Below are 22182 nucleotides of genomic sequence, written 5' to 3' on the forward strand. Positions count from 1 at the left end.
GGTTGAACTCGCTGCCTTCGCGCCTTATTCCGGTGGTTGGTGGCAATCGTTTTTTACGGAGAGTTTGATCCTGGCTCAGGATGAACGCTGGCGGCGTGCTTAACACATGCAAGTCGAACGGTGAAGCCCAGCTTGCTGGGTGGATCAGTGGCGAACGGGTGAGTAACACGTGAGCAACCTGCCCCGGACTCTGGGATAAGCGCTGGAAACGGCGTCTAATACTGGATACGAGACGCAACCGCATGGTTAGTGTCTGGAAAGATTTTTCGGTCTGGGATGGGCTCGCGGCCTATCAGCTTGTTGGTGAGGTAATGGCTCACCAAGGCGTCGACGGGTAGCCGGCCTGAGAGGGTGACCGGCCACACTGGGACTGAGACACGGCCCAGACTCCTACGGGAGGCAGCAGTGGGGAATATTGCACAATGGGCGGAAGCCTGATGCAGCAACGCCGCGTGAGGGATGACGGCCTTCGGGTTGTAAACCTCTTTTAGCAAGGAAGAAGCGAAAGTGACGGTACTTGCAGAAAAAGCGCCGGCTAACTACGTGCCAGCAGCCGCGGTAATACGTAGGGCGCAAGCGTTATCCGGAATTATTGGGCGTAAAGAGCTCGTAGGCGGTCTGTCGCGTCTGCTGTGAAAACCCGAGGCTCAACCTCGGGCCTGCAGTGGGTACGGGCAGACTAGAGTGCGGTAGGGGAGATTGGAATTCCTGGTGTAGCGGTGGAATGCGCAGATATCAGGAGGAACACCGATGGCGAAGGCAGATCTCTGGGCCGTAACTGACGCTGAGGAGCGAAAGGGTGGGGAGCAAACAGGCTTAGATACCCTGGTAGTCCACCCCGTAAACGTTGGGAACTAGTTGTGGGGTCCTTTCCACGGATTCCGTGACGCAGCTAACGCATTAAGTTCCCCGCCTGGGGAGTACGGCCGCAAGGCTAAAACTCAAAGGAATTGACGGGGACCCGCACAAGCGGCGGAGCATGCGGATTAATTCGATGCAACGCGAAGAACCTTACCAAGGCTTGACATACACGAGAACGCTGCAGAAATGTAGAACTCTTTGGACACTCGTGAACAGGTGGTGCATGGTTGTCGTCAGCTCGTGTCGTGAGATGTTGGGTTAAGTCCCGCAACGAGCGCAACCCTCGTTCTATGTTGCCAGCACGTAATGGTGGGAACTCATGGGATACTGCCGGGGTCAACTCGGAGGAAGGTGGGGATGACGTCAAATCATCATGCCCCTTATGTCTTGGGCTTCACGCATGCTACAATGGCCGGTACAAAGGGCTGCAATACCGCGAGGTGGAGCGAATCCCAAAAAGCCGGTCCCAGTTCGGATTGAGGTCTGCAACTCGACCTCATGAAGTCGGAGTCGCTAGTAATCGCAGATCAGCAACGCTGCGGTGAATACGTTCCCGGGTCTTGTACACACCGCCCGTCAAGTCATGAAAGTCGGTAACACCTGAAGCCGGTGGCCCAACCCTTGTGGAGGGAGCCGTCGAAGGTGGGATCGGTAATTAGGACTAAGTCGTAACAAGGTAGCCGTACCGGAAGGTGCGGCTGGATCACCTCCTTTCTAAGGAGCATCTGGCACCTCTTGGGGTGTCCAGGCGCCAGGTCAGCACCGAATGTGTGCTGCTGGTTAGCTCATGGGTGGAACATTTGATGGGGTGCGAGGGATGGGTTTCTTCACTTAGTACGCTGCTTGCAGCTGGAAGGGTGGGGTTGTTCTGATCTTGCACATGCACGCTGTTGGGTCCTGAGGGACCGGATGGTTCGGGTCTTCGGATTCGGGCTTGACGAACCTCTGGGCCCATCCTTGTTTTCCGGCTTTTGCTGGTTGCGGGGTGGGTACCGCCCGTACTTTGAGAACTACACAGTGGACGCGAGCATCTTTTGGACCGGTCTTCGGACTGGTTCATATTGATGATCTTAAAGATCATTAGTCAATTTCTGGTCAGGCTTTGTGCCTGGCTTGTTTCTTGATGAAAACTCATGTGATTTCAAGTCTTTAAGAGCAAACGGTGGATGCCTTGGCATCTGGAGCCGAAGAAGGACGTAGCAATCTGCGATAAGCCTCGGGGAGTGGATAAGCACACTTTGATCCGAGGATTTCCGAATGGGGAAACCCCGCCAGGGCGCGTGCGTGCCTGGTGACTCCCGCCTGAATATATAGGGCGGGTAGAGGGAACGTGGGGAAGTGAAACATCTCAGTACCCACAGGAAGAGAAAACAACAGTGATTCCGTCAGTAGTGGCGAGCGAACGCGGATCAGGCTAAACCCAGTGTGTGTGATATCCGGCAGGAGTTGCATGTTGGGGGTTGCGGGACTTTCCGTACTGTTCTGCCGAGCAGTGAACGTGATGCGTCGATATAGGTGAACGGTCTTGAAAGGCCGGCCAGAGTGGGTGCCAGCCCCGTAACCGAAATGTCGGACGCAGCGTGGAGAGTATCCCAAGTAGCACGGGGCCCGAGAAATCCCGTGTGAATCTGTCAGGACCACCTGATAAGCCTAAATACTCCCAGATGACCGATAGCGGACAAGTACCGTGAGGGAAAGGTGAAAAGTACCCCGGGAGGGGAGTGAAATAGTACCTGAAACCGTTTGCTTACAAACCGTTGGAGCCTCCTTAGTAGGGGTGACAGCGTGCCTTTTGAAGAATGAGCCTGCGAGTTAGCGATACGTGGCGAGGTTAACCCGTGTGGGGTAGCCGTAGCGAAAGCGAGTCTGAATAGGGCGATTCAGTCGCGTGTCCTAGACCCGAAGCGAAGTGATCTATCCATGGCCAGGCTGAAGCGACGGTAAGACGTCGTGGAGGGCCGAACCCACTTAGGTTGAAAACTGAGGGGATGAGCTGTGGATAGGGGTGAAAGGCCAATCAAACTTCGTGATAGCTGGTTCTCTCCGAAATGCATTTAGGTGCAGCGTTGCGTGTTTCTTGCCGGAGGTAGAGCTACTGGATGGCCGATGGGCCCTACAAGGTTACTGACGTCAGCCAAACTCCGAATGCCGGTAAGTGAGAGCGCAGCAGTGAGACTGTGGGGGATAAGCTTCATAGTCGAGAGGGAAACAACCCAGACCACCAACTAAGGTCCCTAAGCGCGTGCTAAGTGGGAAAGGATGTGGAGTTGCTTAGACAACCAGGAGGTTGGCTTAGAAGCAGCCACCCTTGAAAGAGTGCGTAATAGCTCACTGGTCAAGTGATTCCGCGCCGACAATGTAACGGGGCTCAAGCACGCCACCGAAGTTGTGGCATTGACATTATTGGTAGGCCTTCGTGGTCCAGCCGTGTTGATGGGTAGGAGAGCGTCGTGTGGCGAGTGAAGCGGCGGTGTGAACCAGCCGTGGACGCTACACGAGTGAGAATGCAGGCATGAGTAGCGAAAGACGTGTGAGAAACACGTCCTCCGAAAGACCAAGGGTTCCAGGGTCAAGCTAATCTTCCCTGGGTAAGTCGGGACCTAAGGCGAGGCCGACAGGCGTAGTCGATGGACAACGGGTTGATATTCCCGTACCGGCGAAGAACCGCCCAAGCTAATCCAGTGGTGCTAAGAGTCCTAACCAGGAATGCACGGATCCCTTCGGGGTGAAGGCGTCCTGGCGAACGCTCGACCCCATGCTGGTGCGGCTAGCGTATTAACAGGTGTGACGCAGGAAGGTAGCCCAACCCGGGCGATGGTAGTCCCGGGGCAAGTGCGTAGGCCGAGTCATAGGCAAATCCGTGACTCATACAGGCTGAGACACGATGCGGATGAAAAGTGGGTGATCCTATGCTGCCAAGAAAAGCATCGACGCGAGGTTCAAGCCGCCCGTACCCCAAACCGACTCAGGTGGTCAGGTAGAGAATACCAAGGAGATCGAGAGAATCGTGGTTAAGGAACTCGGCAAAATGCCCCCGTAACTTCGGGAGAAGGGGGGCCTTCGGCGTATTAGGACTTGCTCCGAAAGCGTTTGGAGGCCGCAGAGACTAGTGGGTAGCGACTGTTTACTAAAAACACAGGTCCGTGCCAAGTCGCAAGACGATGTATACGGACTGACGCCTGCCCGGTGCTGGAAGGTTAAGAGGACCGGTTAGCCGCAAGGCGAAGCTGAGAATTTAAGCCCCAGTAAACGGCGGTGGTAACTATAACCATCCTAAGGTAGCGAAATTCCTTGTCGGGTAAGTTCCGACCTGCACGAATGGCGTAACGACTTCCCAACTGTCTCAACCGCGAACTCGGCGAAATTGCATTACGAGTAAAGATGCTCGTTACGCGCAGCAGGACGGAAAGACCCCGTGACCTTTACTACAGCTTGGTATTGGTGTTCGGTGTGGCTTGTGTAGGATAGGTGGGAGACTTTGAAGCGGATACGCCAGTATTCGTGGAGTCATTGTTGAAATACCACTCTGGTCACTCTGGATATCTAACTTCGAACCGTAATCCGGTTCAGGGACAGTGCCTGGTGGGTAGTTTAACTGGGGCGGTTGCCTCCCAAAAAGTAACGGAGGCGCCCAAAGGTTCCCTCAACCTGGTTGGCAATCAGGTGGCGAGTGTAAGTGCACAAGGGAGCTTGACTGTGAGACTGACAGGTCGAGCAGGGACGAAAGTCGGGACTAGTGATCCGGCAGTGGCTTGTGGAAGCGCTGTCGCTCAACGGATAAAAGGTACCTCGGGGATAACAGGCTGATCTTGCCCAAGAGTCCATATCGACGGCATGGTTTGGCACCTCGATGTCGGCTCGTCGCATCCTGGGGCTGGAGTAGGTCCCAAGGGTTGGGCTGTTCGCCCATTAAAGCGGTACGCGAGCTGGGTTTAGAACGTCGTGAGACAGTTCGGTCCCTATCCGCTGCGCGCGTAGGAAGTTTGAGAGGATCTGACCCTAGTACGAGAGGACCGGGTTGGACGAACCTCTGGTGTGTCAGTTGTTCCGCCAGGAGCACCGCTGATTAGCTACGTTCGGGATGGATAACCGCTGAAAGCATCTAAGCGGGAAGCCGGCCTCAAGATGAGACTTCCATACCTTCGGGTGAGAGGCTCCCAGCCAGACTACTGGGTTGATAGGCCAGATGTGGAAGCGCAGCAATGCGTGCAGCTGACTGGTACTAATAAGCCGATGACTTGATAACACACCGTTTCTGGTGCTTGCGTCCACTGAGTGGTTCTCGATGTACGGTCGAGAACACACACAACAACATACTTGTCGTGTGACTGATTGAAACATCAATAGTGTTTCGGCGGCCATAGCGAGAGGGAAACGCCCGGTCACATTCCGAACCCGGAAGCTAAGCCTCTCAGCGCCGATGGTACTGCAGGGGGGACCCTGTGGGAGAGTAGGACACCGCCGGACTTCTTTCATGAAAGGGCCACCCAACGCTGGGTGGCCCTTTCACGTTAACCCGACGATTGCGCGCCCCGGTCGCGGACGAGAGGATCGAAGCCATGGCAGAGCAGAACCCTCGTGACGAGGAAGGCTCCTCGCGCGCTTCGTCCGATCGGCGCAGCGGCGCACCCGGCAAGAAGCCCTATGCGAAGCGCGATGGTGACCGGAAGCCCTACGCACCCCGTGACGGTGAGCGTAAGCCGTACGTGAAGCGCGACGGTGACCGGAAGCCTTACGCGCCCCGTGACGGTGAGCGTAAGCCGTACGTGAAGCGCGACGGCGACCGGAAGCCTTACGCACCCCGTGACGGTGAGCGTAAGCCGTACGTGAAGCGCGACGGCGACCGCAAGCCGTACACACCTCGCGAGGGCGGCGACCGGAAGCCCTACGCACCCCGTGACGGTGAGCGTAAGCCGTATGTGAAGCGCGACGGCGACCGCAAGCCGTACACACCTCGCGAGGGAGCGGGTGCTCGGTCCGCGCGGCCGACGCGCGCCGGCGCGGGTCGTCCTGACCGTGCCGTGCGTCCCGGCGAAGCCCGACCCGACCGGCCGCGGCACGATGACCCGCCGATCCCCGAGGAGATCACGCCCCACGACCTGAACACCGGGGCACGCAACGAGCTGAAAACCCTCAGCAAGGAGAACGCCGACGAGGTGGCCCGCCATCTCGCGATGGCATCCGAGCTGATCGACGAGGACCCGGAGCTCGCCCACCGGCACGCCCTGGCCGCGTCACGCCGCGCTGGCCGTATCGCGATCGTGCGTGAGACCCTCGCCATCACCGCGTACGCGATCGGCGACTTCGCCCTGGCGCTGCGCGAACTGCGCACCTACCGCCGTATATCGGGCAAGGACGATCAGATCGCGCTCATGGTCGACAGCGAGCGCGGCGTCGGACGTCCCGATCGGGCGCTCGAAGTCGGCCGCTCCGTCTCGAGAGAAGACCTGCCCGCGCCGGTGCGCGTCGAACTCGCGATCGCCATGTCGGGCGCTCGTCTCGACCTCGGCGACGCCGAACGCGCTCTGCTCGAGCTGGACATCCCCGAACTCGATCCTGATCGCGCCTTCGAATGGAGCCCGGCCCTCTTCGCCGCCCGCGCAGCCGTGCTCGAGGAACTCGGGCGCACCGACGAGGCGGACCGCTGGCACCAGCGCGCCGTCATCGCCGCCGACGCGCTGGACGCCGCATCCGGTCTCGGCGATCTCGAGACCATCACGATCGACGAGATCGACGAGATCGACGAGATCGACGAGATCGACGACGTCGACGACGAGCCCATGCCCGATCCGGCCGCGACGGCTCCGGTGGACGATCAGTCGCCCGACGTCTCCGACGAGGAGCACTCGGAACAGGACGACGCGACCCGGGACGAGGCCTGATGGGGCTCTTCTCGCGGCGCGCGGAGCAGCAGTCGACGCCGCTGGACGGCATCGACGTGGTGCTGGCTGACCTCGACGGGGTGGTCTACGCCGGTTCGGGCGCCATTCCTCACGCGGTCGAAAGTCTCACCCGCGCCCGCGACGACGGCCGTCGCCTGGGCTACATCACCAACAACGCCTCCCGAACGGATGCCGCCGTGGCGCAGCATCTGTCCGGGCTCGGCCTCGACACACGACCGACCGACGTCGTGACCAGCCCGCAGGCCGCCATGCGGCTGCTCGCCGACCGCGTCGCGCCGGCGTCGACGATCCTCGTCGTTGGGGGCGAAGGACTCGTCGTCGAGGTGGAGAAGGCCGGTTTCACCGTCACCCGAAGTGCCGACGATGCGCCCGCGGCGGTCGTGCAGGGCTTCGCGCCCGAGGTGGGATGGACGCAGCTCGCCGAGGCGGCGTACGCCCTGGCCGTGCCGGAGGAGGAGGGCGGCATCCCCTGGATCGCGACGAACACCGACTGGACGATCCCCCAGTCGCGCGGTGTCGCCCCGGGCAACGGCACGCTCGTCTCCGCCGTCCACACCGCTGTCGGCCGACTCGCCACGGTGGCGGGCAAGCCGGAGGTGCCGATCTTCGACGAGGCGGTCGCGCGCTTCGGCGCCGCTCGGCCGCTCTTCCTCGGTGACCGTCTCGACACCGACATCCTCGGCGCCAACCGCGCCGGCGTGCCGTCCGCGCTCGTGCTGACCGGCATCGACCGGCCCAAGCACGTGCTGGCGGCCCCTGCCGGCTCGCAGCCGACGTTCATCCTCGGGGACCTCAGAGATCTTCACGAACCCTATCCCCGCACGATCGTCCGCGACGGCGCGGTGACGGTGGGCGAGTCCACGGTGCGCATCGCGGGTGCGGACATCGAGATCCTGTCGGCCGCCGGGCCGCAGATCGACCTCCTGCGCGCGGCTGCGGCGGCGATCTGGCAGACCGGGCGCGCGATCTTCGGGTTCCGGGTGCCCGAGATCCTCTACGCCGACCCGTTTCACCGGCCCTGAGGCCCTCCCGCACGTATCCTGAGGGGATGGAACCCGCGACGGACCGCAGCGACCTGCTGAGTGATCTCGAGATCATCGAGTCCCAGCCGCTGGCGCAGCGCGCCGAAGCGTACGAGGCGCTCCACGACGCCCTCGCCCGCCGGCTGGAATCCGGGCCGGCCGGCGTGTCCCGTCCATGACGGAGCGCCTGGACGCGGCGTTGGCCGCGCGGGGCCTTGCCCGCTCGCGCACCCACGCTGCCGCGCTCATCGCAGAGGGCGTGGTCTCCGTCGACGGTGTCCCGGTGGTCAAGGCGTCCACGCGGGTGCACGACGACGCTGCCCTCGAGGTCGCCGCGACCGACCACTACGTCAGCCGCGCGGCGCACAAGCTCATCGCCGGTCTCGACGCGTTCGGCGTCGCTGTGCGGGGTCGTCTCGCCCTCGACATGGGCGCATCGACCGGCGGGTTCACGCAGGTGCTGCGCGAGCGCGGCGCGCAGTCCGTCATCGCCGTCGACGTCGGCCACGGACAGCTCTCGCCGCTCGTGCAGGCCGACCCGGGGGTCGTCGCCGTCGAGGGTTTCAACGTGCGCTATATGACGCCCGCCACGCTGGCCGCGGCATCCGGTGTCGATGAAGCGCCCGCCGTCGTGACCGGTGATCTGTCCTTCATCTCGCTCACGCATGTGCTTCCCGCGGTGAACGCGGTGATCGCGCCCGGCGGGGACGCGGTGCTGCTGGTCAAGCCCCAGTTCGAAGTCGGCCGCACCGCCGTCCGGGGCGGGCTCGTCACCGACGCAGCTCTGCGCGCGGACGCCGTCGCGACGGTGCTGTGGGCGGCGTGGGATGCCGGTCTCGGCACGTGCGGCGTCGTCTCCTCCCCGATCCTGGGCACGCACGGCAATGCCGAGTACATCGTCCACCTCGCGCCGGGTCGCGGAACCAATCCGACAGAATGGTTGGACATCGTGAACCGACTGACGGGGAGCACATGACAGCCGACGACCGCAGCATCCTCGTCGTGGCCCACGCCGGCCGCGACGACACCGTGCAGGCGGCCGAGCGTGTCATCGCCGCTCTGCGCGGCGCGGGCGCCCGCCCCGTCCTCGCGCCCTCCGACCACCAGGAGCTCTCGGCGATCGTCCCGGCGTTGGGCGAGACCGCGGTACTGGGCGAAGACGTCGCCGTCGCCGACGTCGAGCTGGCGATCGTGCTCGGGGGTGACGGCACCATCCTGCGCGCTGCCGAGCTCGTCCGTGACGGCACGGCGCCGGTCCTCGGCATCAACATGGGGCACGTCGGCTTCCTCGCCGAGATCGAGCGCGACGACATGGACGACGCGGTGCGCCGGGTGATCGCCAGGGACTACGGGGTCGAGGACCGCATGGCGCTGCTGGTGCGGGTGAAGGACTCCGCCGACGCCGTCGTCTACGAGACGTGGGCCCTCAACGAGGCGACCGTCGAGAAGGCGAGCCGCGAGCGGATGCTGGAGGTCGTCATCGAGGTGGACGCCCGACCGCTGTCGAGCTTCGGCTGCGACGGCGTCGTCGTCTCGACGCCGACCGGATCGACCGCGTACAACTTCTCTGCCGGCGGCCCCGTCATCTGGCCCACCGTCGAGGCCATCTCGGTGGTGCCGCTGTCGGCGCACGCCCTGTTCGCCAAGCCCCTGGTCGTCGGCCCGCAGCACGCCGTGGCCATCGAGCTGCTGGAGCGCACCGGAGGCGACGGTGTGCTGTGGTGCGACGGCCGCCGCTCGCACGACCTTCCGCCGGGTGCCCGCGTCGTCGTGCGACGCTCGGAGCGCCCGGTCCGCCTCGCACGCCTGCACCCGGCCGCGTTCACCGACCGGCTCGTGCGCAAGTTCCGGCTTCCGGTGGAAGGGTGGCGGGGCCCCACGATCTCCAACGGGATCTCGAACGGCTCGTCACCGGCATCCGCCCCGCCGGTCGAAGGCGGCGGCGCGGCGTGATCGAGGAGATGCGACTGCGCGACCTCGGTGTCATCGCCGAGGCGACGCTGCCCATCGGCCCCGGATTCACCGCGATCACCGGTGAGACGGGGGCCGGGAAGACGATGGTGGTCACCGGCCTCGGGCTGCTGCTCGGCCAGCGGGCGGACTCCGGCGCCGTGCGCGCCGGCGCGTCCCAGGCGTCGGTCGACGGCGTGTGGATCGTCCCGGAGCACGGCTCGGTGGCGGAGCGGGTGCGCGAAGCCGGCGGCGACCTCGAGCCGCTGGGCGACGGTCGCGCCGAGCTGTTCGTCGGCCGGTCGATCTCCAGCGAGGGCCGGGGCCGTGCCTCGGTGGGCGGTCGTGCGGCGCCGGCCGGCGTGCTGTCGGATCTGGCGGACGACCTCGTCGTCGTGCACGGCCAGTCCGATCAGCTGCGCCTCCGCTCCGGCGTCGCCCAACGCGATGCGCTGGACCGCTTCGCGGGTCCGGCCCTGCACGCGGTCAAGGCGGCCTACCGCGACGCCTACGAACGGGCCCGCGGACTCGAGAGCGAACTGGCGCGACTGACCGGCGATCGCGAATCGCGAGCCCGCGAAGCCGACGAGCTGCGCACGCAGATCGTCGAGATCGAGGAGGCGGCGCCGCAGCCGGGCGAGGACGCCGATCTGGCGGTTCGCGCCGAGCGGCTCGCGAACGTCGAAGAGCTGCGGCTGTCTGCGGCGACCGCGCACGACGCCCTCTCGAGTGAGGCCGGCGGACCCGATGCGCTCACGCTGCTCGGCGCCGCGCGGCGCGAGCTCGAGCGCGCCGCGCACGACCCGCTGCTGGAGGAGCTCGCGACCCAGGCGGCCGATCTCGGCTACCGCGCCGCCGACCTCGCGGCCGCTCTCGCCGGCTACCTCGCCGACCTCGACGAGACCGGACCCCACGAGCTCGCCGCCGTCGAGGAGCGCCGCGCCGTGCTCGCCGGACTCGCGCGCACGCACGGCTCGCTCGATGCGGCCATCGACCTGCTTCAGACCGGCTCCGAGCGTCTTCTCGAGCTCGACGACGACTCCGACCGCATCGAGCGGCTGACGACGCAGCGGGATGCCGCGGCCACGGCCCTCGACGAGGCGGCCGAGATCCTCACCGAAGCGCGGCGGAGCGCCGCCGAGCGCCTCGGCGCGGCGGTGACCGCCGAGCTGCGAGCCCTGGCGATGCCCGATGCGACAGTGACCGTCGACGTCGGGCCGGGCCCGGAGACCGCGGCCGGACGAGACGACGTCGCCATCCTTCTCGCCCCGCACCCGGGAGCCCAGCCGCGCCCGGTCTCGCGCGGGGCCTCGGGCGGGGAGCTCAGCCGGGTGATGCTGGCCATCGAGGTGGTCATCGCAGGAACCGATCCGGTCCCCACGTTCGTCTTCGACGAGGTGGATGCCGGGATCGGCGGTGCCGCCGCCATCGAGGTGGGTCGGCGCCTGGCCCGCCTGGCCGAGTCCGCGCAGGTCATCGCGGTCACGCACCTCGCCCAGGTCGCCGCGTTCGCGACCAATCACCTGACCGTCGTGAAGGCCAGCGACGGCTCGGTCACCGCGTCGGATGTCCGGCGCCTCGAAGGACCGGACCGCGAGGCCGAGATGGCGCGACTGCTGTCGGGCATGCCCGACTCCGACGCCGCCCTGACCCACGCGCGCGAGTTGCTGGGCCTCCGGGTCCAGCCCGACTGATAGGATAAAAGCCCGTGGCGGAAACTCAATCGGCAAGTATTTCGGACGGCTCTTCGATCGGCACCACTCGGCACATCTTCGTGACCGGCGGTGTCGTTTCTTCATTGGGCAAGGGCCTCACGGCGGCCAGTCTCGGCAACCTCCTCACGGCGCGGGGACTGCGGGTGGTCATGCAGAAGCTCGACCCCTACCTCAACGTCGACCCCGGGACGATGAACCCGTTCCAGCACGGTGAGGTCTTCGTCACCGACGACGGCGCCGAGACCGACCTCGACATCGGACACTACGAGCGCTTCCTCGACATCGAGCTCAGCCAGGCGGCCAACGTCACCACCGGCCAGATCTACTCGCAGGTGATCGCGAAGGAGCGTCGCGGCGAGTACCTCGGCGACACCGTGCAGGTCATTCCGCACATCACCGACGAGATCAAGCGGCGCATGCGCCTGCAAGCGGATGAGCGCCCTCAGCCGGACGTCATCATCACCGAGATCGGCGGCACGGTCGGCGACATCGAGTCCCAGCCCTTCATCGAATCCGCCCGGCAGATCCGTCACGAGCTCGGGCGCGGCAACGTCTTCTTCGTGCACGTCTCGCTCGTGCCCTTCATGGGGGCCTCGGGCGAGCAGAAGACCAAGCCCACGCAGCACTCCGTCGCCGCCCTCCGCTCGATCGGCATCCAGCCTGACGCACTCGTGCTGCGCAGCGACCGGCCCGTCACCGAGTCGAACAAGCGCAAGATCGCCCTGATGTGCGACGTCGATGAGGATGCCGTGGTCAACGCCGTCGACGTCCCGAGCATCTACGACATCCCCTCGATGCTCCACGACCAGGGGCTGGACGAGTACATCGTCCGCTCGCTCGGCCTGGAGCGGGCCGGAGTCGTCGACTGGTCCCGGTGGGAGCGGGTGCTCGGCGCCGTCCACAACCCCAAGCACGAGGTGACCATCGGCCTCGTCGGCAAGTACATCGACCTGCCCGACGCGTACCTCTCGGTCACCGAGGCGATCAAGGCCGGCGGCTTCGCGCACGAGACCCACGTCAGCATCCGGTGGATCCCGTCCGACGAGTGCGAGACGCCCGAGGGCGCGGCCAAGGCGCTGGGCGAGCTCGACGGCATCATCGTTCCCGGCGGGTTCGGCATCCGCGGTATCGAGGGCAAGCTCGGCGCACTGCGGTTCGCGCGCGAGCAGGGCATTCCGACGCTCGGCATCTGCCTGGGCCTGCAGTGCATGGTCATCGAGTACGCCCGCACCATGGCCGGTCTCGCGGGGGCGTCCTCGAGCGAGTTCGACCCCGACACCGAGTTCCCCGTCATCGCCACGATGGCCGAGCAGGTCGACATCCTCGACCGGGGCGACCTCGGCGGCACGATGCGGCTGGGGCTGTACCCCGCCGACCTCGCCGACGGCTCGCTGGCCGCCGAGGTGTACGGGTCGACGCTCGTGCAGGAGCGCCACCGCCACCGGTACGAGGTCAACAACCGCTACCGCGAGCAGATCGCCGAGGCCGGTCTGGTGTTCTCGGGCGTCAACCCCGACCTCGACCTGGTCGAGTTCGTCGAGCTGCCCCGCGACGTGCACCCGTACTACATCGCCACGCAGGCGCACCCCGAGCTGCGCTCGCGGCCCACCGAGCCGCACCCCCTGTTCCGGGGACTCGTGGGCGCGGCCCTCGAACGCCACCGCGCCAGCGAGCTGTTCGATGTCGAGCCCTTCGACGACGCGCAGGAGGCGCGCGCGTGACGGATCGCGCCGCAGCGGTCGCCGGCGCGGGCGCCGACCTGCGCGACGAGCCGGTCGACCCCGACGTCGTCGACAGCGATCTGGTGTACGAGGGGCGGGTGTGGGACGTCCGCAGCGACACCATCCGCTACGGCGACGACGAGATCGTCCGCCAGTACGTCGACCACCCCGGCGCGGCCGCCGTGGTGGCGATCGACGACGACGAGCGCGTCCTGCTGATCCAGCAGTACCGGCATCCGATCCGGCACCGCGACTGGGAGGTGCCCGCCGGGCTCCTCGACGTCGCGGGGGAGTCGCCGCGCGAGACGGCCCTCCGCGAGCTTGCCGAGGAAGCCGACCTCGTCGCCGAGACGTGCGAGCCCCTCGTGAGCATCTTCACGACGCCGGGCGGCAACGACGAGGTGGTGCACCTGTTCCTGGCCCGGGGCCTGTCGGCGCATCACACCCCGCACCCGCGCGAGGCGGAGGAGGCCGACATCCGGCTCGAATGGGTGCCCCTCGCCGACGCCGTCGACGGCGTGCTGGCCGGGAGGCTCCGCAACGGCATCCTCGTGGCCGGAGTCCTCGCCGCGGCCGAGACGCTGCGACGCCGCGCCAGCGCGGGGGAGTGAATGCGGCTCGATCGCGGGGTGGACCGGTACCTCCGGCACATCACGATCGAGCGCGGACTGTCCGAGCACACCGTCGCCGCGTACCGGCGCGACCTCGCCGGCTACGTCGGATGGTTGCGCGCGCAGGGTGTCGAGGACTCGGCCGACGTGACCGCCGACCTGGTGAATCGGTTCACGGCGGAGCGTGCGAGCGCCGAGCCGCCGGTGGCGGCATCCAGCATCGCGCGGCTGCAGTCGACGGTGCGCGGGTGGCATCGCTTCCTGGTGCGCGAGGGCATCGACGAGGCCGATCCGGCCGGACGACTGCGCCCCCCGAAGCTGCCCCGTCGCCTGCCGAAGGCGCTGACGATCGACCAGGTCGAGACCCTGCTGGATGCCGCGGGCCCCGCGCCCTCGGATGATCCGGCCGCGGCGACCGGACCCGAGGCTTTCGCGGGCGTGCGCGACCGGGCTCTGCTCGAGCTGCTGTACGCGACCGGCGCACGGGTGTCGGAGGTGATCCAGCTCGACGTCGACGACGTCGCCGACCGCGACGTCCTGCGGCTGCGCGGCAAGGGCGACAAGGAGCGCATCGTGCCGGTGGGCTCGTACGCGCAGCGCGCGGTCGAGGCCTACCTCACCCGGGTGCGGCCCGAGCTGTCGCGGCGCGGGCGTGCGACGCCTCGGCTCTTCCTGGGCGTGCGCGGCGCGCCGCTGTCGCGCCAGAGCGCGTGGGCGGTGATCCAGCAGGCGGCCGAGCGCGCGCAGCTGACCGCGCACGTGTCGCCGCACACACTGCGGCACTCCTTCGCCACCCACCTGCTGCAGGGCGGCGCCGACGTCCGCGTCGTGCAGGAGCTCCTCGGCCACGCCTCGGTGGCGACGACCCAGATCTACACGCACGTCAGCGTCGACGCGCTGCGCGACGTCTACGCCACCTCGCACCCCCGCGCGCGCTGACCGATCCCGCCCCCGCGCGTTGCGCCTCGCGGGCGAAGCGAACCGGCGTGACTAGAATCGAGCGAACGTACGCGAAGGCAGGAGAGTCGGTGGCGGTCAGCAAGCCGGGCAGCAAGCGAGGGATGGCCAAGGCCTCGGTGGGCGACACCCCGATGGGTCCCACGGGTCGTCCCTACCAGGGTTTCCCGACCCCGCCGAAGCTCGACGGCCACGGCCCCGCGCGCATCATCGCCCTGTGCAACCAGAAGGGCGGCGTCGGCAAGACGACGACCACCATCAACCTCGCGGCGGCCCTCGCCAACTACGGCCGCAAGGTGCTCGCGGTCGACTTCGACCCGCAGGGCGCGCTGTCGGCGGGCCTGGGCATCCAGACCCACGAGATCCCGACGATCTACGACCTGCTGCTGGACTCCAAGAAGGATCCGCACGAGGTCATCGTGCACACCTCCGTCGAGAACCTCGACGTGATGCCGGCGAACATCGACCTCTCAGCCGCCGAGGTGCACCTGGTCAACGAGGTGGCACGCGAGCAGATCCTCTCGCGCGCGCTGCGCAAGGTGTCGGGCGAGTACGACGTCATCCTGGTGGACTGCCAGCCGTCGCTCGGGCTGCTCACCGTCAATGCGCTGACCGCCAGCCACGGCGTCATCATCCCGCTCGAGTGCGAGTTCTTCGCGCTTCGCGGCGTGGCGCTGCTGATCGAGACGATCGACAAGGTCCGCGACCGCCTGAACCCGGCCATCACCCTCGACGGCGTCCTGGCGACCATGTACGACCCGCGCACCCTGCACTCGCGCGAGGTGCTCGAACGGGTCGTCGACGCGTTCGGCGACGACGTGCTCGAGACGGTCATCGGGCGCACGGTGAAGTTCCCCGACGCGTCGGTGTCGGGCATGCCGATCACCGAGTTCGCGCCCGAGCACGCGGCCGCCCAGGCGTACCTGCGACTGGCCCGGGAGCTGGTCTCGCGTGGCGCCGTCGCCTGACGAGCCCGACCGGTTCCGGGTCTCGCTGACCAACTTCGACGGTCCGTTCGACCTGCTGCTGAACCTCATCTCCAAGCACGAGCTCGACATCACCGAGGTGTCGCTGTCGAGGGTGACGGACGAGTTCATCGCGTATCTGCGGGACGCCGGGCCCGAGGGTGATCTCGACGAAGCGTCCGAATTCCTCGTCGTGGCCGCGACACTGCTCGACATGAAGGTCGTGGGACTGCTGCCGCAGGGCGAGTTCGTCGACGCCGAGTCGGTGGCGCTGCTCGAGGCGCGCGACCTCCTGTTCGCCCGCCTGCTGCAGTACCGGGCGTTCAAAGAGGTGTCGACGTGGTTCGCGAGATGCCTCGAGCGCGAAGAGCGCCGACACGTCCGCGCGGTGCGCCTGGACGAGAAGTACCGGAACGCCGTCCCCGAGCTCGTGTGGACGCTGAGCCCCGACGACTTCGCCGCCCTCGCGCTGCTGGCGATGACGCCGAAGGAGATCCCGTCGGTGCGACTGGATCACCTGCACGCGCCGTTGATCAGCATCCGGGAACAGGCCGCCGTCGTGGTCACCCTGTTGCGGGATGCCGGAACGCTCACTTTCCGGGAGCTCGTGGCCGGGGTCTCGCAGCCGGGTGTCGTCGTGGCGCGGTTCATCTCGGTGCTCGAGCTCTACCGTCACGCGGCGATCGGCTTCGAGCAGCTGGAGCCGCTCGGCGAATTGACCCTGCGCTGGACCGCCGACCGGTGGTCCGATGAGAACCTCGCGACCCTGGGGGCCGACTATGACAGATGACACGACCACCACCGATGACGTCGACGCGTCGGCGCGGCCGCGGACGACCGCCGACGTGGCCCGCCGGCTCGAGGCCATCCTGCTCGTCGTCGACGAGCCCCAGAGTCTGGTGGCGCTGGCCACCGCGGTCTCGGCGCCCGTGCCCGCCGTCCGCCAGGCGATCGAAGGGCTCGTCGCGGATTACGACGGACTCGCCGGGGGTCCGCGCCGCGGCTTCGAGCTGCGCGAGGTCGGCGGCGGCTGGCGGCTCTACGTGCGGGACGAGCACGACGACCTGGTGAGCGAGTTCGTCAACTCGCAGGCGCCGTCGCGCCTGTCGCAGGCGGCGCTGGAGACCCTCGCGGTGATCGCCTACAAGCAGCCCGTCACGCGCGGTCAGGTCGCCTCGATCCGCGCGGTCAACGTCGACTCCGTCGTGCGGACGCTGCTGTCGCGCGGCCTCATCGAGGAGCGCTTCGCCGACCCGGAGACCGGCGCGATCCACTACGGCACCACCGACGCGCTGCTGGTGCACCTCGGCATCAACTCCCTCGACGAGCTGCCCCACATCTCGCCCCTCCTCGACGACGGCGCGCAGGGATTCGACGCGGAGGTGATCCGATGAGCGACGAGGGCCGCGTCCGGCTGCAGAAGGCCCTGGCCAACGCCGGCGTCGCGTCGCGCCGCGTCGCCGAGCAGCTGATCGTCGACGGGCGCGTGAGGGTCAACGGCGCCGTGGTCACCGAGCTCGGCTCGCGCGTCGACCCCGACACCGACCTGATCGACGTCGACGGCACCGCCGTGCAGCTCGACCAGACCAAGCGCTATGTCATGCTCAACAAGCCCACCGGCGTCGTGAGCTCGATGCGCGACGACCGAGGGCGTCCCGACCTGCGCCGGTTCACGAAGGACTGGCCGGAGCGGCTGTACAACGTCGGGCGACTGGATGCCGAGACGAGCGGCCTGCTCGTCCTCACCAACGACGGGGAGCTCTCGCACGTGCTCGCCCACCCGTCGTTCGGCGTCACCAAGGTCTACATCGCCAAGGTCGAAGGGCGGGTGACGCCCCAGACCGTCGCCCGGCTGACGCGGGGGATCGACCTGGAGGACGGCCCCATCGCCGCGGACAAGGCGCGCTTGCTCTCGAGCTCGGACGCCGGCGGCGGGTCGCTCATCGAGCTGACCCTGCACTCCGGGCGCAACCGCATCGTGCGGCGGATGATGGCCGCGGTCGGTCACCCCGTCGTCGAGCTCGTGCGGCGGCAGTTCGGCCCGCTGCACCTGGGAACCCTTCCAGCGGGCGAGGCGCGCGAGTTGACTAAGGTGGAGCGGGGCGCGCTGCTCACTCTCGCGCGCCAGGCGACCGGCGACCCGACGTCCGAGGGTCGCAGCGATCAGGAGAACACGTGACCGATACCGCGACAGCGTCCGCGCGCGTGCGCGCGCGCGTTCACGGCACGGTTCGCATCGTCGGAGCGGGCCTGCTCGGGTCGAGCATCGGCCACGCCCTCACCGGGCTCGGGGTCGACGTCGCCCTGTCCGACACCTCGCCGGCGCAGCTGCGGCTCGCCGTCGACTACGGCGCCGGACGCGCCGCCCGAGACGACGACCGGCCGAGCCTCGTCGTCGTAGCCGTGCCGCCGGACGTCACCGCCGACGTGATCGCCCGCGAACTCGCCGCGTACCCGGATGCCGTGGTCACCGACGTCGCGAGCGTCAAGCTCGAGCCGCTGCGCACGCTCCGCGAGCGTGGCGTCGACATCGCCCGCTACATCGGCTCGCACCCCCTCGCCGGCCGCGAGCGCGGGGGAGCCATCGCCGCCCGAGCCGACATCTTCGTCGGCCGGCCGTGGGTCGTGTGCCGCGACGAAGAGACCTCGGCATCCGATCTCGCCCTCGTCGAGGGCCTGGCGCTGGATCTCGGCGCGATGCCGATCGAGATGTCGCCCGAAGACCACGACCGCTCCGTGGCGCTCGTCTCGCATGTGCCCCAGCTGGTCGCGAGCCTGCTCGCGGGCCGCTTCGTCGACGCGCCCGACGGCTCGTTGCGCCTCGCCGGGCAGGGTGTGCGCGACACCACGCGCATTGCGGCGTCGGCGCCCGAGCTGTGGGTCCAGATCCTGGGGGCGAACGCCACCCCGGTCGTGGACGTCCTCGACGCCCTCGCCGCCGACCTCACCGACGTGGCCGCCGCGCTCCGGGCACCCGACGCCCCCGGAGCGCGCCGCGCGATCGCCGACACGATCCGCCGCGGCAACGACGGCGTCGAGCGGCTGCCGGGCAAGCACGGCCAGAACCGCCGGTTCGAGACGATCGTCGTCATGGTCGACGACACCCCCGGCCAGCTCGGCCGGCTGTTCGGCGAGCTCGGCGAGCTCGACGTCAACGTCGAGGACCTGCGCCTGGAGCACTCCCCGGGTGCGCAGTTCGGTCTCGCCGAGATCAGCGTCGCCCCCACCGCCGTCCGCCGGGCGATCGACGGGCTCGACGCCCGCGGATGGAAGATTGCGAGCACCACCAATGACTGACTCCGTCCACACCGATCCGGTGATCGTCGCGATCGACGGTCCCGCCGGCAGCGGCAAGTCGAGCGTGTCGAAAGAGGTCGCGCGACGGCTCGGCTACGGCTATCTCGACACCGGCGCCGCCTACCGCGCGCTGGCGTGGCACGCCCTCGACCACGGGGTCGACACATCCGACGCCACGAGCGTGCTCGAGGTCACCGGCGACTTCGAGTACGAGGTCTCGACCGACCCCGACGACTTCTGGGTGCGCGTGGGCGGTACCGACGTGACCGAGGCCATCCGCGAGCCCCGGGTCTCCGACGCCGTCAGCGGCGTCGCCCGGGTGCCCGCCGTCCGCCAGTCCGCGAGCGCGCTCTTCCGTGCCCTGGCGGGGCGGGCGGGCACGCCGGGCGTGGTCATCGAGGGCCGCGACATCACGACCGTCGTCGCCCCCGACGCACCTGTGCGCATCCTTCTGACGGCTTCGCCCGAGGTGCGGGCGGCGCGGCGCAGCGCCGAGCTGACCTCGCAGGATGCGATCGAGGTCGCCCAGGCGATGGCCAAGCGCGACGCCTCGGATTCGGCGGTGGTGGACTTCCTCACCGCGGCACCGGGCGTGACCGTGGTCGATTCGAGCGAACTGGACTTCGCCCAGACCGTCGACGCCGTCCTCGGCGTCGTCGGACGGGCCATCCCCACAGAGGCGGGAGCACGACATGGCAGCTGACGGAACCGAACACGGAACCGAAGACGAGTATGGCGAGGACCACCTCGCCGAGACGCTGGACGAGATCGACGACGAGCTGGCGGACCAGCGCGCGGCGGCCCTGCGCGCGAGCCTCGACGACTACGAGCTGGACGAAGAGGATGCCGCGCTGCTGGCGGGCCTGGTCGACGGCGGCGAGGGCATCGAGATCCTTCCCGCCCTTCCGGTGGTCGCGATCGTCGGCCGCCCGAACGTCGGCAAGTCGGCGCTGGTGAACCGCATCCTCGGCCGTCGCGAGGCGGTCGTCGAAGACACCCCGGGCGTTACGCGCGACCGCGTCACCTACAAGGCCGAGTGGATGAACCGCCGGTTCTCGCTCGTCGACACCGGTGGGTGGGAGCCCGACGCCAGGGGCATCGATCGCTCGGTCGCCGCGCAGGCCGAGGTCGCCATCGACCTGTGCGACGTGGTGCTGTTCGTCGTGGACGCGATGGTGGGGGCGACCTCCACCGACGAGCACGTCGTGCGACTGCTGCGCAAGAGCGGCAAGCCGGTGTTCCTCGTCGCCAACAAGGTCGACGACGCCCGCCAGGAGCCCGAGGCCGCCGCCCTGTGGAACCTCGGGCTCGGCGAGCCGTACCCGGTGTCGGCCATCCACGGCCGCGGTGTCGCGGATCTCCTCGACGACATCATGAAGAAGCTCCCCGAGGTCTCGACCGTTGCACGCGGCGAGATCGGCGGTCCCCGTCGCGTGGCGATCCTCGGTCGCCCGAACGTCGGCAAGTCGTCGCTGCTGAACAAGGCAGCCGGCGAGGAGCGCGTCGTGGTGAACGAGCTCGCCGGCACCACTCGCGACCCGGTGGACGAGGTGGTCGAACTCGGCGGGCGGCTCTGGCGCCTGGTCGACACGGCCGGCATCCGTCGTCGTGTGCATCTGCAGCAGGGCGCCGACTTCTACGCATCGCTTCGCACCTCGGCGGCGCTCGAGAAGGCCGAGGTCGCCGTCGTCGTGCTCGACGTGAGCGAATCGCTCAGCGAGCAGGACGTGCGCATCATCGACCTCGTGCTCGAATCGGGCCGCGCGCTCGTGCTGGCGTTCAACAAGTGGGATCGCCTGAACGACGACGACATGGAGAACATCGATCGCCGTCGTTACCTCGAGCGCGAGATCGAGCAGGATCTCGCCCACGTGGCGTGGGCGCCTCGCGTGAACATCTCGGCCAAGACCGGACGTCACCTCGAGAAGCTGGTGCCCGCGCTCGAGACGGCGCTGGACTCGTGGGATCAGCGCATCCCGACGGGTAAGTTCAACGCGTTCCTGTCCGAGCTCGTCGCCGAGCATCCGCACCCGCTGCGCGGCGGCAAGCAGCCGCGCATCCTGTTCGGCACCCAGGCGTCGACGCGTCCGCCGACCTTCGTGCTGTTCACGACGGGCTTCCTGGATGCCGGTTACCGCCGTTTCGTCCAGCGACGACTGCGCGAGCTGTACGGCTTCGAGGGTTCGCCGATCGTGATCAACATGCGGGTGCGCGAGCGCCGGCAGCGCTGAGGCCGGCGCCGCCGGTGCGGTGGTGTGTCAGGCTGACACGGTGAGTACGCGACAGCCGGATGCCGGGGGCCCGCCGCCCCGCACGGGGCCGCGCGACCCGGGTGACGCCTGGGTCGTCGCCCCCACCGGAGAGCGGTACTGGGGGCGTTTCGGTGCCGCGGGTCTGCTGGCCCACGACGCCGAGCGCGGCATCCTGCTGCAGCATCGCGTGTCGTGGAGCCACTTCGGCGGCACGTGGGCGCTGCCCGGCGGCGCGCGCCATGACGGCGAGTCGGCGACCGACGGCGCGATCCGCGAGGCGACCGAAGAGGCCGGCGTGCCCGACGGGGCCGTGCGGCCGCGCCTGCTGAGCGTCCTCGACCTCGACTACTGGAGCTACGCCACGCTCGTCGCCGACGTCGAGCGGCCGTTCGAGCCGGTGATCAGCGACCCCGAGAGCGTCGAGCTGGCGTGGGTTCCCGTCGAAGAGGTCGTCGCCCGGCCACTGCACCCGGGGTTCGCCGCCTCGTGGCCGGCGCTTCGTGAGCTGCTCGAGGTGCGGCCCGCTCTCGTGGTCGACGTCGCCAACGTCATGGGCGCCGTCCCCGACGGGTGGTGGCGCGATCGCCGCGGAGCGGCCGAGCGCCTGATCGCGCGCGTGGCGGGGCTCGAGGTCGACGGCATCCCGGGCGGTGAGCTCGGGCTCTCGGAGCACCGCTGGTTCCCGGCGATCGCGGCGGTCGTCGAAGGTCAGGCGCGGCAGGCTCCCGCTGCCGGTCGCGTCGAGGTGGTGCGGGCTCCGGCATCCGGAGACGATGCCATCGTGGCCGAGACCCGCCGCAGGCTCGGGCGGGGCGAGCAGGTCACGGTGGTCACCAGCGACCGCGAGCTCGCCGCCCGCGTGACGGATGCCGGGGGCACGGTCCGCGGCGCGCGATGGCTGCTGGACCTGGTGACCCCGGCATCCTGA

General features: G+C 67.7%; 17 protein-coding genes and 3 rRNA genes. All 20 read left to right on the forward strand.

What is annotated here, in order from left to right; all coding sequences use genetic code 11:
* The first annotated feature begins 52 nt into the window (after positions 1-52).
* Positions 53-1575, forward strand: a 16S ribosomal RNA gene (locus NFR93_RS00530).
* Positions 1576-2000: 425 nt separating this feature from the next.
* Positions 2001-5107: ribosomal RNA gene (locus tag NFR93_RS00535) — 23S ribosomal RNA — on the forward strand.
* Between the two features lie 104 nt (positions 5108-5211).
* Positions 5212-5328: ribosomal RNA gene (rrf, locus tag NFR93_RS00540) — 5S ribosomal RNA — on the forward strand.
* Together the 16S, 23S and 5S rRNA genes form the textbook arrangement of a ribosomal RNA operon.
* 359 nt (positions 5329-5687) lie before the next feature.
* The gene (locus NFR93_RS00545) at positions 5688-6743 is read left to right on the forward strand and encodes a tetratricopeptide repeat protein (protein WP_251449340.1); all 1056 of its coding nucleotides are present in this window, start codon (positions 5688-5690) and stop codon (positions 6741-6743) included.
* The gene (locus NFR93_RS00550) at positions 6743-7786 is read left to right on the forward strand and encodes an HAD-IIA family hydrolase (protein WP_251449342.1); all 1044 of its coding nucleotides are present in this window, start codon (positions 6743-6745) and stop codon (positions 7784-7786) included. Before NFR93_RS00545 ends, NFR93_RS00550 begins: the two co-directional genes overlap by 1 nt.
* A gap of 26 nt (positions 7787-7812) precedes the next feature.
* The gene (locus NFR93_RS00555) at positions 7813-7965 is read left to right on the forward strand and encodes a hypothetical protein (RefSeq protein WP_251449344.1); all 153 of its coding nucleotides are present in this window, start codon (positions 7813-7815) and stop codon (positions 7963-7965) included.
* Positions 7962-8762 carry a TlyA family RNA methyltransferase gene (locus NFR93_RS00560; protein WP_251449346.1) on the forward strand — a complete coding sequence of 267 codons (801 nt, stop codon included), beginning with the start codon at positions 7962-7964 and terminating at the stop codon, positions 8760-8762. Before NFR93_RS00555 ends, NFR93_RS00560 begins: the two co-directional genes overlap by 4 nt.
* A complete protein-coding gene (locus NFR93_RS00565; RefSeq protein WP_251449347.1) occupies positions 8759-9739 on the forward strand; it encodes an NAD kinase in 981 nt (326 codons plus the stop codon). Before NFR93_RS00560 ends, NFR93_RS00565 begins: the two co-directional genes overlap by 4 nt.
* Positions 9736-11430 (forward strand): DNA repair protein RecN, encoded by a 1695-nt coding sequence (recN, locus tag NFR93_RS00570; protein WP_251449348.1) that lies wholly within the window; start codon positions 9736-9738, stop codon positions 11428-11430. The genes NFR93_RS00565 and recN overlap by 4 nt, the downstream gene beginning before the upstream one ends.
* Positions 11431-11444: 14 nt before the next feature.
* Positions 11445-13172 (forward strand): CTP synthase, encoded by a 1728-nt coding sequence (gene pyrG / locus NFR93_RS00575; RefSeq protein WP_502846242.1) that lies wholly within the window; start codon positions 11445-11447, stop codon positions 13170-13172.
* The gene (locus NFR93_RS00580; protein WP_251449349.1) at positions 13169-13783 is read left to right on the forward strand and encodes an NUDIX domain-containing protein; all 615 of its coding nucleotides are present in this window, start codon (positions 13169-13171) and stop codon (positions 13781-13783) included. Before pyrG ends, NFR93_RS00580 begins: the two co-directional genes overlap by 4 nt.
* Positions 13784-14722, forward strand: coding sequence for a site-specific tyrosine recombinase XerD (gene xerD / locus NFR93_RS00585; protein ID WP_251449350.1), 939 nt, complete (start codon positions 13784-13786; stop codon positions 14720-14722). It begins immediately after the preceding gene.
* A 122-nt stretch (positions 14723-14844) separates the two neighbouring features.
* Positions 14845-15708 carry a ParA family protein gene (locus tag NFR93_RS00590; RefSeq protein ID WP_251451407.1) on the forward strand — a complete coding sequence of 288 codons (864 nt, stop codon included), beginning with the start codon at positions 14845-14847 and terminating at the stop codon, positions 15706-15708.
* The gene (locus NFR93_RS00595; protein WP_251449351.1) at positions 15692-16495 is read left to right on the forward strand and encodes a segregation and condensation protein A; all 804 of its coding nucleotides are present in this window, start codon (positions 15692-15694) and stop codon (positions 16493-16495) included. Before NFR93_RS00590 ends, NFR93_RS00595 begins: the two co-directional genes overlap by 17 nt.
* Positions 16485-17099: an SMC-Scp complex subunit ScpB gene (gene scpB, locus NFR93_RS00600; protein ID WP_251449352.1), complete on the forward strand. Its 615-nt coding sequence runs from the start codon at positions 16485-16487 to the stop codon at positions 17097-17099. The genes NFR93_RS00595 and scpB overlap by 11 nt, the downstream gene beginning before the upstream one ends.
* Positions 17096-17884 (forward strand): pseudouridine synthase, encoded by a 789-nt coding sequence (locus tag NFR93_RS00605; RefSeq protein WP_251449353.1) that lies wholly within the window; start codon positions 17096-17098, stop codon positions 17882-17884. Before scpB ends, NFR93_RS00605 begins: the two co-directional genes overlap by 4 nt.
* Complete coding sequence (locus NFR93_RS00610) at positions 17881-19002, forward strand: prephenate dehydrogenase (RefSeq protein ID WP_251449354.1); 1122 nt, start codon at positions 17881-17883, stop codon at positions 19000-19002. The genes NFR93_RS00605 and NFR93_RS00610 overlap by 4 nt, the downstream gene beginning before the upstream one ends.
* Positions 18995-19705: a (d)CMP kinase gene (gene cmk / locus NFR93_RS00615; protein ID WP_251449355.1), complete on the forward strand. Its 711-nt coding sequence runs from the start codon at positions 18995-18997 to the stop codon at positions 19703-19705. The genes NFR93_RS00610 and cmk overlap by 8 nt, the downstream gene beginning before the upstream one ends.
* On the forward strand, positions 19695-21233 hold the full coding sequence (gene der, locus NFR93_RS00620; protein ID WP_251449361.1) for a ribosome biogenesis GTPase Der: 1539 nt from the start codon (positions 19695-19697) through the stop codon (positions 21231-21233). The genes cmk and der overlap by 11 nt, the downstream gene beginning before the upstream one ends.
* A gap of 40 nt (positions 21234-21273) precedes the next feature.
* Positions 21274-22182: an NUDIX domain-containing protein gene (locus NFR93_RS00625; protein ID WP_251449364.1), complete on the forward strand. Its 909-nt coding sequence runs from the start codon at positions 21274-21276 to the stop codon at positions 22180-22182.

It is taken from the genome of Microbacterium sp. Marseille-Q6648, assembly GCF_943181415.1.
Lineage (GTDB): Bacteria > Actinomycetota > Actinomycetes > Actinomycetales > Microbacteriaceae > Microbacterium.

Excerpts from the sequence above, each read along its gene's own strand:
- NFR93_RS00550 (WP_251449342.1), top strand. The coding sequence starts at position 6,743 with ATGGGGCTCTTCTCGCGGCGCGCGGAGCAGCAGTCGACGCCGCTGGAC.
- NFR93_RS00555 (WP_251449344.1), top strand. The coding sequence starts at position 7,813 with ATGGAACCCGCGACGGACCGCAGCGACCTGCTGAGTGATCTCGAGATC.
- NFR93_RS00560 (WP_251449346.1), top strand. The coding sequence starts at position 7,962 with ATGACGGAGCGCCTGGACGCGGCGTTGGCCGCGCGGGGCCTTGCCCGC.
- NFR93_RS00565 (WP_251449347.1), top strand. The coding sequence starts at position 8,759 with ATGACAGCCGACGACCGCAGCATCCTCGTCGTGGCCCACGCCGGCCGC.
- xerD (WP_251449350.1), top strand. The coding sequence starts at position 13,784 with ATGCGGCTCGATCGCGGGGTGGACCGGTACCTCCGGCACATCACGATC.
- NFR93_RS00590 (WP_251451407.1), top strand. The coding sequence starts at position 14,845 with ATGGCCAAGGCCTCGGTGGGCGACACCCCGATGGGTCCCACGGGTCGT.
- scpB (WP_251449352.1), top strand. The coding sequence starts at position 16,485 with ATGACAGATGACACGACCACCACCGATGACGTCGACGCGTCGGCGCGG.
- NFR93_RS00605 (WP_251449353.1), top strand. The coding sequence starts at position 17,096 with ATGAGCGACGAGGGCCGCGTCCGGCTGCAGAAGGCCCTGGCCAACGCC.
- cmk (WP_251449355.1), top strand. The coding sequence starts at position 18,995 with ATGACTGACTCCGTCCACACCGATCCGGTGATCGTCGCGATCGACGGT.
- der (WP_251449361.1), top strand. The coding sequence starts at position 19,695 with ATGGCAGCTGACGGAACCGAACACGGAACCGAAGACGAGTATGGCGAG.